The organism is Flavobacterium sp. (assembly GCF_027490375.1).
Taxonomy (GTDB): Bacteria; Bacteroidota; Bacteroidia; order Flavobacteriales; family Flavobacteriaceae; genus Flavobacterium.
This window is the reverse complement of sequence record NZ_JAIXYH010000028.1, coordinates 1-14,688: the sequence shown is the minus strand read 5'-3', so window position 1 is coordinate 14,688 and position 14,688 is coordinate 1. Positions and strand designations below refer to the sequence as shown.

Annotated in this window: 14 protein-coding genes; all 14 read right to left on the bottom strand. The window is 37.2% G+C overall.

Features of this window, described 5'->3' with window-relative positions:
• Window positions 1-313 precede the first annotated feature (313 nt).
• Entirely contained in the window at window positions 314-619 is a 306-nt protein-coding gene (locus Q0064_RS03700) for a hypothetical protein (RefSeq protein ID WP_298144478.1), read from the bottom strand.
• A gap of 84 nt (window positions 620-703) precedes the next feature.
• Window positions 704-1,348 (bottom strand): SDR family NAD(P)-dependent oxidoreductase, encoded by a 645-nt coding sequence (locus Q0064_RS03695; protein ID WP_298144475.1) that lies wholly within the window; start codon window positions 1,346-1,348, stop codon window positions 704-706.
• A gap of 5 nt (window positions 1,349-1,353) precedes the next feature.
• Window positions 1,354-2,733 (bottom strand): MBL fold metallo-hydrolase, encoded by a 1,380-nt coding sequence (locus tag Q0064_RS03690; protein ID WP_298144472.1) that lies wholly within the window; start codon window positions 2,731-2,733, stop codon window positions 1,354-1,356.
• A 1-nt stretch (window position 2,734) separates the two neighbouring features.
• A complete protein-coding gene (locus Q0064_RS03685; protein WP_298144469.1) occupies window positions 2,735-3,844 on the bottom strand; it encodes an SDR family NAD(P)-dependent oxidoreductase in 1,110 nt (369 codons plus the stop codon).
• A 4-nt stretch (window positions 3,845-3,848) separates the two neighbouring features.
• Complete coding sequence (locus Q0064_RS03680; RefSeq protein WP_298144465.1) at window positions 3,849-4,172, bottom strand: hypothetical protein; 324 nt, start codon at window positions 4,170-4,172, stop codon at window positions 3,849-3,851.
• An 11-nt stretch (window positions 4,173-4,183) separates the two neighbouring features.
• Entirely contained in the window at window positions 4,184-4,792 is a 609-nt protein-coding gene (locus tag Q0064_RS03675; protein WP_298144462.1) for a hypothetical protein, read from the bottom strand.
• Window positions 4,793-4,799: 7 nt separating this feature from the next.
• Window positions 4,800-5,381, bottom strand: coding sequence for an ester cyclase (locus tag Q0064_RS03670; RefSeq protein WP_298144460.1), 582 nt, complete (start codon window positions 5,379-5,381; stop codon window positions 4,800-4,802).
• 87 nt (window positions 5,382-5,468) lie between these two features.
• Window positions 5,469-6,326 carry an SDR family oxidoreductase gene (locus Q0064_RS03665; RefSeq protein ID WP_298144457.1) on the bottom strand — a complete coding sequence of 286 codons (858 nt, stop codon included), beginning with the start codon at window positions 6,324-6,326 and terminating at the stop codon, window positions 5,469-5,471.
• 132 nt (window positions 6,327-6,458) lie between these two features.
• Window positions 6,459-6,746 carry a hypothetical protein gene (locus Q0064_RS03660; RefSeq protein WP_298144454.1) on the bottom strand — a complete coding sequence of 96 codons (288 nt, stop codon included), beginning with the start codon at window positions 6,744-6,746 and terminating at the stop codon, window positions 6,459-6,461.
• 110 nt (window positions 6,747-6,856) lie between these two features.
• Window positions 6,857-8,392: an aldehyde dehydrogenase family protein gene (locus Q0064_RS03655; protein WP_298144451.1), complete on the bottom strand. Its 1,536-nt coding sequence runs from the start codon at window positions 8,390-8,392 to the stop codon at window positions 6,857-6,859.
• Between the two features lie 87 nt (window positions 8,393-8,479).
• A complete protein-coding gene (locus Q0064_RS03650; protein ID WP_298144448.1) occupies window positions 8,480-9,421 on the bottom strand; it encodes a hypothetical protein in 942 nt (313 codons plus the stop codon).
• 11 nt (window positions 9,422-9,432) lie between these two features.
• Complete coding sequence (locus Q0064_RS03645) at window positions 9,433-10,875, bottom strand: hypothetical protein (RefSeq protein WP_298144445.1); 1,443 nt, start codon at window positions 10,873-10,875, stop codon at window positions 9,433-9,435.
• 575 nt (window positions 10,876-11,450) lie between these two features.
• Window positions 11,451-13,574: a tetratricopeptide repeat protein gene (locus tag Q0064_RS03640; RefSeq protein WP_298144443.1), complete on the bottom strand. Its 2,124-nt coding sequence runs from the start codon at window positions 13,572-13,574 to the stop codon at window positions 11,451-11,453.
• Complete coding sequence (locus Q0064_RS03635; RefSeq protein WP_298144440.1) at window positions 13,558-14,367, bottom strand: response regulator transcription factor; 810 nt, start codon at window positions 14,365-14,367, stop codon at window positions 13,558-13,560. The genes Q0064_RS03640 and Q0064_RS03635 overlap by 17 nt, the downstream gene beginning before the upstream one ends.
• Window positions 14,368-14,688 lie beyond the last annotated feature (321 nt).

Below are 14,688 nucleotides of genomic sequence, written 5' to 3'. Positions count from 1 at the left end.
GCCAAAGTGGTGGCGTGTGCGGGCGTTTTTGGCGCGGCGACCAGCGGAAGCCCCGCCAAAAGCTGCCCAAACCGCCAACGCGAAGGCGGTATTGCAACGAAAAGCGGGAATAGCCGCATGAAGAAGTAAAAATGGCTTTAAAAAAGTAGTTGCTTGGGAAATTGCTCACTGACTTGAGCGCGCACTACTTTCGTTTAAGGCCTATTCTGTGTAGTAATTACGCGACTGTTATTTCCAAGCGGATACGAGCGTTAAATCAACTTTGTCCTTACCCTAATTTTCTTAAGTTTTGGTATGGGCTTCGAAGCTACTTCTACGACGATTTGTATTCGTCTTTAAAAAGAAACTCCATATTCTTGAATGGTAGCAAATCGTAAGCCGTTATTTCCAGTAAATTAGCTTGCATTAACGGAAGTTGTTTCATTTCCTGGTGAAAAGCGTCAAGGGATTCGTATTCGAATATATCGATAACCAAGCCGGGCGTTGAGGTGAGGTAAAATTCGCGCAATTTACCGCTGAGATACAGTTGCCAAGCCATCTTTTCTTCGTCGGCCAAATAGGGCAGAGCTTGCGCAAGTTCGACACCGTCTTTTAGTTTAAAGAATGCAATAATTTTCATTTTGTTTTGGGTGTTGGGTTTTTAGTTGATGTATCAGTCTTTTTTAGCTTTCGATTTTATGCGAGCTGACGGTTTCTGGCAGCGTTAATATGCAATCTCAACACGGTCTCTTTCGTGGTATAATTTCCAGAATTGTTCGGCAATTTGTTTTGGTGAATGCGTCTGGCTTTCTGGGTTTATCCAACCTGCAATTGTTACCGTTCCGACGAATACCTGTTTGCTCTTTAGTACTGTATGTAATTGAAAAGCTAAATTTTTAATGCCTGCTTTTCCCAACGAAATAGAACCCATATTAGGATCGGGCGTATGGGCACTGGCACCTCCAGTAAGCAGAATCGCGCCTTTGCTTTTCTGTAAAAAAGGTAGCACTTCTTGAACAGCTACAAGAACATTGCCGACACTAATTTTGAAGCCGTTGGTTAAGTCTTCAATGGTTTCTTCAAGAATGTGTTTCATTCGGTAATCCACCGCGTTGTAAGCAAGAACATCTACTTGGCCGAGTTCGTTGCTTAGCTCCTTTAGCGCAGTGATCATTTGTTCGGTATTGGCTAAATCTGCCTCTTTGAAATGCGCGGTAATTCCTTTTTGTGCCAGTTGATCTCGGTATTTCGTCAGGTTGTGTCGGTTTCTACTAATCATTCCAATTGTAAAACCTTCGGCACCAAATTTTTCTGCGATTCCCAAGCTTAATCCGGGACCCATTCCTAAAATTATTAGCACTTTTTTCATAATTATTACATTTTGTTTTTATTTGATTTTTCCTTTTTTAGTTCATCTTCGACAGCATCGACATTCATTGCATTCAGACTGTTTGAGGGTGTAACGCCATCTAAGTTACCGAATTTACCATTTAGCTCTTTGATTATTCTTTTTTTGCTTTCAGAATTAAGATTTTTCTTTTCTTGTAATTCTATTGCTACTAAATTTCGAATGGTTGTGATGTATTCTTTTTGAAAAGCAGTAAGTTCTTCTATGGATCCGTGTGCACCATGTCCGGGATAAACAATACTGTGGGGTGGATATTTTTGAGTAAATTGATCAAGATGTTTTAACCAATTGGCAGTATGTCCCTCAACGAGATAAGGTATCATTTTGTTATTTATTAAATCGGATGCAAAAACAATGTCGGTTGATTTTATCTGAAAAGTGTTTAGGCTTTCCGACTCTCCATTACGATAAGTGTCGAAAAGTAATTCAAGGCTACCCAAATTTAGGACGGAATCAATTGTTTTAGCTGGAATAGGTACATTATTTCCAAAATCACTACCTATAAACAGTTTGGTTGATCTAATGTATCCGTTTTTATCTGTTGCGATATCGACTTTGGTTTCTAGGGAAGAATAAATTGGAACTTGAGGGAAAACAGTAGCTATTTGCTCAAGGCCCCCAAAATGATCGGGATGTGCATGGGTGATTATGATGGCCAGTAGTGGTTTTTTAAAACTTTTTATCACTTCGGCTAGTTTCTTTGCTTCACTAGTTGTTCTTAACGCATCGACCAATATTATTCCCTCTGTTGTAATAATCAGATGTGCATTGACAGAACCTGGTGCGTCTGATGCATAAGTATGAATGTAAACGTTTGGTTTATCACGAAGTAGCTTTTCGCCGTTGGCAGGAAAGTCGGAATTGTAAATATCTGATTTAATCTTCCAGTTGCTGCCTTCTTTTGCAAGTGTTAAGAAGAATTTTCCATCGTCGCCTTGAATTGATGGATTGCTCGATCTGAAATGATATGAACCCATCATGGTAGCTAATTTTTGATTTGGACCCACAAAAACTTTATCGACTACGTGCCATAATTTCACATCTGGCGATGAAGTGATAAAATTGTAATTATCTCTTACCGAATTCATTCCCATGCTTTTACTGTTGTTGGGAGGCAACCAATACATTTCGTTTGAATCGTATAAATTTAAAAGAGTGGGCAGGTCTTTTTCGTGGATAGCCTTATTGAAATCATCGTTTACATTCAGTAATTCACTGACTAAAGTTGCAATTTCTACTTGTTCGACTTTTTCAATTTTAGCAGCTTCTGACTTTTTTTGACAAGCGCAAGCTGCAATTAAAAGAGCCATAAAAAGGGAAAGGCTTAACCTATATGATTTGCTCATTTTACTTAGCTTTTAAAATTTTACTAACGATTTTCAGATATTTTAAGGTAGCTTTTCGTTGAATTTTGCTTCCATCGTTATTTCCTATTTCTAACAATGAATTTTTAAGCATGGGTAGGGTATTTTTTAATAAATTTTGAAAATCATCTTTTTGATTCTTTTGAAGTGTCTGCATGGATATAAATACATCTTCTGAAATGGATTCATTAAGATAATCACCTTGTATTCTGAAATCTTCAACGACAGAAAATAGATTATTGTTTTCGTCGTGCCTTCTCGATTTTTGAGTGCTTTGTGCTTCTTTTGTAGACGCAACAGCGAGAACTTTATCAACTAAATCTGGAAATAACTGATATGCTTTGTCAAAAATGAAAGCATGTGTACTGCCGTATAAATCTCTTGAAGGATTAGTTGCTGCAAAGGCAATTAATTGCGCAACTAACTCTGGATTAACGATGGGCGGTGCAGGTTTAGGTACACTTCCGATTTTGCTCAAACCTGTATTGTAAATGGGCGTATTAGTACCGTAGGGCATAATGTTAACGAGATTGATCGGCACGTTTTCTTGTAGTAATTCAATTCGTAGGGCGTTTATCATGCCTTGCATTCCGAATTTAGCAGCGTTGTAGGACGATGAGTAGGGAAGGGCCATTTGGCCTAACATTGAGGAGACTAAAATTAAAGAAGTTCCTTCCGCTCCTTGAGATATGTTTGACTTTAAGTGTGGTAGAGCTGTCCAAAGTGTTTTGGCCATTCCCATAAGATTTACGTCTATTACGCGCTGAAACTCCTCAGGTGTATGATCTTCGAATTTTGCGGTAACCCATGAGCCCGCCGTTGAGATCCAAGTATCAATTTTACCATATTCTGTAATTGCAAAAGTACCTAGTGCTTTAATTTCATCGATATTTAAGACATCGGCAATGCAAAATTTTGCAGTACCACCTTCATTCTCAATTTCTTCAACTAAACTTTTTAAGCCTTTTTCGCCGCGTGCTGATACAATAAGTTTAGCACCATTGCGAGCTAATAGTTTTGCCGTAGCTCTACCGATACCGCTTGATGCACCTTGAACTACAATAATCTGTTCATTTATATTTTTTAGTTTCATGATTTTATTGCATGACGTTTTTTGAGTTTGTTTTGAATTCGCTAGCAAAGAGGAATTCCCAAGATTGAAATGGTTTTAATTCAAACCAAGTGGCTTTTAGCATGCCCGCTTTCATTAAAGGTAAATTCTGATTGGCTTTCACAGCATGTTCTAAACTATCAAATTCCTGAATCATAATTACCTCGCCCGGATTTTGAGTTAACCAAAACTGTCTTAGTGTTCCACTTAAGTAAGCATTCCATGCAAAAAACTCCTCTTTTGGAAGTAAGTTAATTACTGCTGTTGGATCGGTGCCCTCTACGACGTTCCATTTGACTAAAAGCTGCATTATAGTATTTTTTAAAATTCTTTTCTTAGGAATATTCCTGTGTTAAGATCTAAATTCCAATTGGCTCCTGACTGTGTGAAATCGGATGCCATACCCACTTGAAAGTACTTGTTACTGACTCCGATTCGAGGTCTTTGAGCTGAAAATTCATTGCCATACTGGTTAAAGTTAGCTACCAATTCCAGTTGTAGATACCAGTTCCATTTGGTATTTATTGGAGGTTGAAATCTGATGAAACTAAATAAATGATACTTGAATTCTTTCAAATAACCACAATTTAGCCATGCGTATATCATTGTGTTTTCTGATTTTTTAAGGTATTGCGTTCCCAACTTTGGCATCCATCCCTCGGAAGTTATCAACATCTCATTTGCCACTCCAACCCCGTTTTTGATCTCATAGGCGGTAATGCCCGATATAAAATAAGTAGTGTTGTTGTTATAATCTGCTGTAAACCGATTTCTGTTAAAAAACAGAAATTTGCTATTTACAGCGAATGGTTTTAGCCATTGAATATCTCCTTGAAAATTTTTATTGCCCCCAAATAACTCAATAGATTGCGCTCTTACTGTTAATGTAGTTCCTATCAAGATAACAAGAATCACTAATAAGTTTTTCACTAACTTTTTATTTGCTATTTGCTGTTTGTACGTTTTTCAATACGGCATCTTTAAGAATAGGATAAAGAATAAACTCGTACTCCAAATTTGTAGCACTTACAATATTGTTTATTATTTTCCCGTCTTTAAAAGTCATTACGTGTACTTCTTTCAAAGACGCAATTTGGTTAGTGGGTTTCAAGCCAAAAAATTCGCCTTTAAAATGATTAATTGAATTGAATCGAATCACTACTTTGTCGTTTACAGCAAAGCTTTCATCAATGGTAAAGTCGACTTGCGGCCAAGCCTTTAAGAAATTTGAGAAAATTGACTTGTATTCTTCGAGTCCATTTATTGGACCGGTTGGTTTTAATCCCGTTTGGACAACTACATTTTGATCCACACATTCGTCAAATGCACTTAAATTGCCTTTGTTCAATCCTTCATCGACGAATTTAATAGCAGTTTCAAGATTTTTTTCTTGGGTGGACTTTTCAGCTAAAGACGTATTTTCATTGTTGGTAGATACGCTTTCATTTTCTTTTTTATTACAGCTAATTGTTGTAATTAAAAGCATTGCAATACAGGAAAGGATAAATTTTGTTTTCATAATTTTATTTTTAATAATTTTCTAAAGGTATTTTTAAAGCAGGGTTTACATTGTTCAGTTTTTGCTGCTATTGTTTAGTTTTTGCTATTATTTGAAAATTTGAATATGTTCTGTAACGAATTGCTCAAAATTAATTGGCTGAATTCCAGTTACCTCGGCAACATCGTTACTAATATTAGCAACATAACCTAATTTCGTTATGTTGTCTAATTCTAAAACCGCATTAATTGTAAAGTCATTCATGCCGTATTCTTTGTAAGCATTTCCTAAATCTTCGGGCGATAAATCAATATATTTTATGTCGACACCTAATTTATTGGAAAGTACCGTTGCCATATCTCGATTAGAAATGGCCCTTGGGCCTGTTACTACATACGTTTTTCCGTTATGTACACTACCTTCATTAATAATGGTCGCGGCTACTGCTGCAATATCTCGCACATCTACTAAGCCATTCTTTCCTTCGCCTGCGGAGCCATAAAATGCTTGTTGTGCTTTTATGGTACTAAGACTTCCAAAAATATTTTGAAAGAACGAGGCTGGCTGAATGATTGCATAGGGTATTCCACATTCCTTAACCAATTCTTGAACTTTACCGTGTAGTTTACCCATAACGATAGGGGCGTCTGGCGATGCGCCATTAGCCGAGGAACGTACCAATTGTTTAACCCCTGCTCTTTTGGCTGCATTTATGATTACAGTTGCCTGCTCCACCATGTTTTCGATAAGTGGCGATACAAAGAGAAAGGCGTCGATGTTTTTAAACGCGTCAGGAAGTGAATCGGGTTTGGCAGCATCGGCTACTACGAAAGAGATCCCGAGTTGAGCTAATGCATCATTTTGTTGAGGTTTTCTAACCATGATACTCACCTTATGTCCTTGTTTGGCTAATAGAATAGCCACTGCTGTACCGATGTTCCCGTTTGTAACTAGTATGTTTTTCATGATTTAAATTTTTTAGTGTTCTATTTTTTGAAATTGTTTTTCAACTAATGTTGCGAGGAAGGCGAAGAGGATTCCTAAAAGTGCCGGTGTAATAATTCGTAAAATGGTGTCTTCGGAAGGTGCCTTACCGACTCAAAAGTACGCTACCAATCCGATAAAAAAGCCAGAGGACATGTTCACTACATCGTATTTTTTTATACTTAAAATGAGTAGAATAGCCGTAAAAGACGCTAGAGGCATTGCCATTTTTATACTTCCTACAATTGGAATTAATACGCCTGTGAAATTCCAAATTGCGATGGAGAGCAGAATGCCAAGTAAAAATGTGGTTGTTAACTTGAAGATGTCGGTAGTGTCCTTTACAAGTAAGAGGAATGTGGTAAAGAGCAGATAAAATATCCATCCTTTTATTTCAAACATAGTTTGAAAAATGATCCCAAAATTGGCGATTATTGCTATGCAGATATTTTTTCTCATTTCTTTGGTGAAAAAAGTTCTCCCAAATAGAAATCGGGGAGAACTTGAATTCTCTATTCATACAGATCAGTCCAAATTGTTTTATACTGCGTGTAGCTTTCAAAGCTTTCAATGCCGTGTTCTCTTCCATAGCCTGATAGTTTAAATCCGCCGAATGGAGCCGACGGGGAGTAATGGTGCCATGTATTTGTCCAAACAGTACCAGCTTTAATTCGGTTTGCTGCGCGAATGGCTTTTTTTAAATCTCGGGTTTGTACTCCAGAAGCTAAACCATAGGGCGTGTCGTTGGCAATGCGAATGGCATCTTCAAAATCATTAAAGGGAATGATGGGCAAAACTGGACCAAAAATCTCTTCTCGGGCAATTTTCATATCGTTGGTTGCATTGAGAAAAACGGTAGGCTCAATGAACCAACCTTTTCCATTTACTTGTAGTGCTTTTCCTCCGGTCGCCAAAGTTGCTCCTTCATCAATACCACTTTGAATGAAATCCAGTGTTTTTTGCCAAGCGCCTTTACTGCTCATCGGGCCGTAAGTTGATTCCGAGTCAAACGGATCGCCCACTTTCGCTTGTTTTACTCTTTCGATGAATTTCTCGGTAAATTCTTTATAAATCGATTTTTCTACAAGCAAGCGTGTTCCGGCTACACACACTTCGCTTTTGTTCCAAAACATGGCGAAAAACGCTAAGTTTACCGCGCGATCGATATCTGCATCTGCAAATACAATATTGGGCGATTTACCTCCTAACTCCATTGTAGTGTGTTTCATCGTCAAGGCACTGTCTCTAACAATTGATTGTCCAACTTTGGTCGAACCAGTGAAGGCAACTTTGTCGATATCCGGATGGGAGGTAAGTACATTTCCTACCGTTTCTCCCGGTCCGATGATTAAATTATAAGATCCTGGAGGCATGCCCGCTTCGTCCATGATTTTTGCGATGGTAATTGCCGAAAGTGGTGTTTGTGAGGCAGGTTTGTGAATGAAACAATTTCCGGAGGCCAAGGCGGGTGCAATTTTGCTTACCGTAAGAATCAGCGGAAAATTGAAAGGCGTGATTGCCGCTACAATGCCCAGCGCTTCTCTGCGTGTCCAAGCCATTAAATCCTCTCCCGGAATTCCTTCAACAGGTTTTACCGAGCCTTCTAGTTTGGTGGTCCATCCTGCATAATACCGGAACATATTCGCGATGTGCGGAATATCAATGTGGGTAACATCGCTATAGAGCTTTCCCATATCAACAACTTCCCGATGCGCTAACTCTTCGGCATACTTACCTTCAATAAGATCGGCTATTCTATTTAATATTTTAGCTCTTTCAGAACCTTTCATTTTGCCCCATGGGCCATTTTCAAATGCTTCTTTAGCTGAGGCGATAGCTTCTAAAGTATCTGCTGTTGTTGCTTCCGCAATTTGAGTAATCACTTGTTCGGTAGTCGGATTAATGGTGTCAAAAGTTTTACCATTAGATGCATCTTTAAATTTTCCATTTATGTAGAGCTTACCAGGCTCAATGGGATAGTTGTGCCCTTTCTCCGAGTTTATCGCTGAGGAAGAAGCTTTTTTAATGTTTCCTAATGTGTGTGCCATAACTTATTTTTTAGTTAATAATTAAAAATGATTTTAGTTTTTGCTTGGAATGTCGACCGATTCTGTAAAGTCGGGCGAATTGTCATTCTATAATTTCAGGACTACAATTTTGCTTTCTTCTATTCCGGTTGCAGGTGGTAAATACATTCCGCCATTGGTAGAAATATATAGGCGCAATCCATTTTTTGATTTTTGTAAAACACATGCCGTACTTCCTGAAACACCTTGAGGTTGTTCGGCAATAATGGTTATTATCAAATTGGGGGTAATTTTAATCACGCTGTTATACACATGAGTGGTAGCGTATATATTGCCTTTGTCATCAAATATGAAATCATCGATGTTTACTTGACTGGCGTAAATTTCTGGTTTGAGCGGTTGATTGTTTTCAGTCTCAATTTTTAGCAATAATTGTTTTTGCGTATTAGAAACGTAAACGGCATTTTTGTACTTTTTAATGCCGTTGGCCGCGGGAGTTGGATTTTGAGTAGTACTTCTTTTAAGAAGATCATCTTCAAGCCAATTAATAATGGTTTTCTTTCTGACATTAACTTTCCAAATACAACCTTTGTAGCTATCGGCAATTAAAAAATCATCCTTTTCAAGGTGTGTAATCCCGTTGAGAAAAATAGCCTCTGGTACGTCCATTAACTTTTCTACGGTACCGTTTCCTTTCAAAAGAAACAATACAGGTTTATCGTCTTTATCAGATCCTGTGAGTATAAAGTTATCTTTACCATAGGCAGCTATTCCGGCAACTTTTCCGTTTACTGTTGCAAATTTTGATTTGCTACCAGTCTGATCGACCTTATAAACTATCCCGTCTAAATGACTGTTAACCAATAGTTCGCTATTTGGAAGCAGCACTAAATTTTCTAAAAATGTGTTTTTAGGAAATTCACAAAGCGTCTTCGATTCTGCGACGTTTTTTGTCGTTTTTTTGAAGATATCAGGAAGTTCTTGCGACCATGATACCTGATTAAAGAAGAATAACAATAAATACGGAATAGGTTTACAAAGTGTTTTCATTGTAGCTGTTTTTAGAAGTTAAATTGTAATTGCGTTATAATTTCATCTTTACGTTGATCGACAACCGCTGTACTTGCTTGATTTGCGAAAGCTGCATTACCTGTATATATTGGTCGGTTTCGATATAGTACTGAAAATTTTATCTTATTTGATTTTATGAACCAGTTTACTCCAGCTTCATAAACTTCCAAAGGGTCGAGCAAGGCATCAAGCTTTGTGTATTGATAGGTTCCAAATACTCCTATTCTTGACGTTCCGAACCAATCTTTAGGCGTTATGTAACCCAATTTAGTATAAAAAGAATCTCCCGTACCTGTCGACGGAAATCCGGTTCCGCTTCCGTTAATCGACGACGCTCCCTGTCCGGCCGTTGTGATATTTAGCACAGGTGAAACGGTATAATAGTTAGCGCCTAAATCGATGTGGTAGTAAGCAAAGTATGCAGCTACACCATCTAGTTTTGTGCTAAAGGGATACATTACGGTTGCATCAACGGCAATTGCAAATAAATCTGTTTCATTTCCCCTTTTTATTAGTAACGGATTGCTGGGGCTTTCAGGAATTGCGGGGTCTTTCGCTTCAATTGCTTCTGGGGTAAGCATGCCATTGTTTCTGAAAATAAAACCAGAGCCAATATTTAGAAGTCGCTTTTCCCCGTGATAGGTATTCGTTTCGTAAGGAGTAACGTGATTTTCTTTTTCCCAAAAATTGTATTCAAAATAGCCTTGAATTAGCATACTGGTAGCCGCCGGATTATGATAGGCAACATTAAGCTGTGCATTTTTAGCTTCACCATTTACAGCCCCGCCGTTTGGCGATCCTTTACCGGTATTGGCTTCATATGTATTTGTACTTACAGTGAATGGCTGGTTAATCGAAATGCGGTAATTTAGATTTTGAAATTCTCCCTTGGCATAAATCCCCATCATTCTGCCTAATCGATCTAATCTATTCCAAGTTACTTGCTGAAATAAAGGATGATCGAGATTTATAATGCTTCCAACTCCATCGACATTGAGCCGAGATAAACCAGTCCATTGATGCAAACCCGCGCCAATAAAAAGGTGTTTATTCATTTTATACTCTCCGTAAGCGTCTAATAATCCAATATTTAGACCTTGTTGGAAAGAATTTTCACCCGAATTACTCGAGGCCGAGAGATTAACTAAAACCATAGCTTCCGGATTTATTTGCGCTACGCTCGTTAAAACAAGTCTCCTTACACTAAAGTCGGTTTCACTGCTCCGAATCTGCTCTTTGTATAAACTTCCGGGATTTAAGTTTGCGTGTCGAACCCAAGTTTGCAAAAGTGCTATAAAGCGAAGCGATGCAGAACCCGATTCGTTTAAGCTGATTTTGCTTTTTTCTTCCGTAAGAGATTTATTTTGTGACTCTTGCGAAAACGCCAAAGTAGAAACGAATAAGGTAATCAAATAGGTAACTGCTTTTTTCATGATTCTTCACTCTTCAATTTTCTTAAGTCAAAGTTATTTTGCTCAACTGCATTGAATTGTTTGGTTCTTGTGACTTTTGTTTGAATCTTGCTTTTATTTTGGAAGAACGAAGTAATTAACAGCTTGAAATAGCCAAAACAGCTGTGCTTTTATATCGAATTTTGAAGAAAAATGCCGTTAAACAGTACGCAAATGTCTTTTTTAAACGTATGATCTTTAATATAAGATGGTAACGCAAGAAATTACCGCAAAATCAATTTAGATTTAAAAATTGTCTTTCTGCGTAATACGAGGGAAGTTTGTTTGGGGAAAGCCAAGTGTCGCAACCTAAATTTATGGATACTGTTTTTTATCCGTGGTGCGCTGAAGTAAAAAACTGCTTAGATATAGAAATCAGGGTTACGTATTGTGTTGAATACAGCTTAATGCAATTTTTTAAATTTTAAAGGAACTACTTCAAAAACACAACGGAGCTGCTATTTCTTAATTGGCTCAAGTTGCGAACTATTGTTGTTTGGAACTGAAACGTGTTCCCAATTTTATAGATTTATGGAATGAATTTGATTGCATTTTTCTTACAATTTTTCAGAAGGAAATGCAATTGTAAATTTTGCGCCGTTAAGGTTTTCAATTGCAAGCGTTCCATCGATCTGTGTAACTAAATCTTTCACTAGTTGCATTCCTAACGTATCTTGTTTTTCGAATGCTTTCTCAGATATTCCTTGGCCGTTATCTCTAATGATTAGCTCCAACAAATTGCCGGTCTTTTTTTGTAAGTCTATATTTATTTCGCCCTCGTTTTCAACGAATGCGTGTTTAAGCGAGTTATTTACGAGTTCGGTTACAATTAGTCCTAATGGAATTACCGTTTCGATATCAATAATAATGTTATTGGTGTTGATATTGATTGTGATGTTTTTTCTATCTGAATCAAAGGAAACCAAAAGATGTTTCGTGAGTTTTAATAAGTACTTTTGGAAGTCAACCGTGGATAGATTTTCAGATTGGTATAGCGTTTCATGAATTAATGCCATTGATTGAATACGAATCTGGCTTTTGTAAAGAAAATCACTTTCATTGTTTTTTTCATTACTTCCTCGGGCTTGAATGCTAAGAAGGCTGTTTACGAGTTGTAGATTATTTTTTACGCGATGATGGATTTCCTTCAGAAGAATTTCTTTTTCATGAAGCGACAGTTCTAGCTTTTGTTGCGTAGATTCTAACATTACATTCTTGTTATCGATCACATTTTTGCTGTCTTGAAGATTTTTATTTGCTATTTTCTTTGACCGAAAAAGCCAATACAGCACGATAGATATTCCAATTAAGGAAAAAAGAATGAGGAGAATAATCTTTTTCGATTGATGTTGTTTTTCTATGGCGAGGTTTTGAATTTTATTTCGTTGTTTTAGCAACTTGTTTTCAGTTTCTTTTTGCTCAGTATCGTATTCTATTTGTAATGTGATGAGTTGATTGCTTTTGATTTCGTCAAAAATGGAGTCTTTAATGATTTGGTATTTTTGAGAATAGAAGTAGCCTTCTTTGTAGTTTCCAGATTGTGCATATAAGTCTGCGAGCAGCTTATAAACGTCGCGTTTTTGTTCTGCTAAATTGTATTCTTCGCTGATATTTTTCGCTTTTAAGTAGTAAATTTTTGCGTCGTCAATTTGCTTCAAGTTTTGATAGGTATTACCCAAGTTACTATAGGTTTCTATCATGTGATATTGATTCTTGTTTTTCTTGTCGATTTCCAATGCTCTTTTAAAGCAAGAAATAGCTTTCTTGGTTTGTTTTTTGCCGAAGTAAATTTTTCCCAGATCGTTGTACGATTTTGCTATTCCTTGTTCGTAGGGAATAGATTTAAAGAGTTCTAAGCCTTTCAACACATATTTTTCGGCTTCATCAAATTTTTTAGTCGCTATTAATACACTTGCAATCGAGAGATAGTCGGATGCAATCCATATTTGATTATTAATTTTTTTTCCAATTTCGGCAGATTCTTTAAACTGCTTTAATGCTAAATCATAAGCATAAATCTGAGAATACGTTTCGCCCAGATTATTTAAAGTGGTTTTATATCCTTCGATTTGCTTTACTTGCTTAAAGATTTTCAGCGCAAGAAGATAGTACTTGATGGCGATATTGTAACTCGACATTTTACTGTACGTGAACGCGAGTTGACTATATGTATTTGCCAAATTTGGTAGCGATTCCTCTTTTTTAAAAAGGCTTAAAGCTATTTTGAAATTCTCTAACGATTCTTTGTCTTTCGATTCCGTTCGTAGTGTATACGCTAAGAGGAAATGACCTTGCGCTTTGTAAAAGTCAAATTTTAAACGATTAGCCTCACGAATCAATAAATGTGCGGTTTTTTGTGCTTCTTCATTGCCCTCAACGATACTTTTTCCGATTCCTAAAACATATAAACCGTACAAATAGTCTTTATAACTTTTTAATCGATAAGACATTTTTACAGACGACTCCGTTAATACTATTGTCCTCTTCGGATTAGACGAATAGTATTCGTACGCTAAATCATTCATCAAACGCACTTTAGTTGTATCTGCTCGCGTTTTTTTGATCAATATTTCAAGACTATCAATTGTGGATTGTTGTTGTGAAAATACCTGAAAATGCAAGAAAAGCAAGACAAAAGCAAAGCTGTATTTGCTGGATAGCGCGTTATTTAGTTGTCTCATCTGAATTGTTTCTTTTCTTGAGTAAACAAATGTTTCTATAATTTTCTGGAGTATAGCCAGTATGCTTTTTAAAAACTTGACTAAAATGAGACTGATTTTCAAAACCAACTTCTAGAGCAATTTGCAAAACATTCATGTCTGTCTCAGACAACAAGGCTTTCGACTTTTCGACTTTTACTTTCGCGATATAATTTGCAGGCGATGATTTTATGAAATGCTTAAATGTTCTCGCAAAATGAAAAGTACTCATATCCACCAATTTTGCCAAATCGGTTAATTGAAGTCGCTCATCCAGGTGAGTATTGATGTAATCGATAACTTTTCTGATTTTAAATGGTGTTCCCGATTTTATGAATTCCTCTGGACTGTGCGATAAGTCGATTTTTCGATGTGCGAAATTACTCAACGCAATCTCCAAAGCTACAAAGATATCATCTTGTTTAAACGGTTTTAGCAGATATCCAGACGGCCGGGTTTTTTTTGCTTCAGATAAGGTTAGTGTGTCTGCGTGCGAAGTTAGATAAATGAAAGGAATTATATCTTTTTCAATTAAAAATCTGCCCAGATCTATTCCGCTTTCTTCGCCTTTTAACTTGATGTCTATAATTGCAATATCTGGTTGTTCTTTCTCGATTATATCTTTAGCTCGGGCTACGGTGGGCGCATAGTCGCAAACAGAGTAGCCAAATTTTTCTAAAGCTTCTCTGATGTCACGAAAGATTAGAATTTCATCTTCGACAATTAAGATTTTTACGGGATAAAGCACGTTAAAATGTACTAAATGAGAAATCACGAAATTAGTCAAAAATTTTATCGCCAAGCTGCTGGCTTCTAAAGTTAACCTTGAGTTTACATAGAATGGGTTGATGCAGCTCGTACTTATTTTACGTGAGTTCGATGTAGAAAGTGAGATTATACTATTAAGACGACCACTGAGGCTAAACTTTACACGAAATGCACCTGAATTTGCGCACTAATTTTTTTGTAACGACATTCCGGCCCCGATTGCAGTGGAAATAAAGCCAAAGTGGTGGCGTGTGCGGGCGTTTTTGGCGCGGCGACCAGCGGAAGCCCCGCCAAAAGCTGCCCAAACCGCCAACGCGAAGGCGGTATT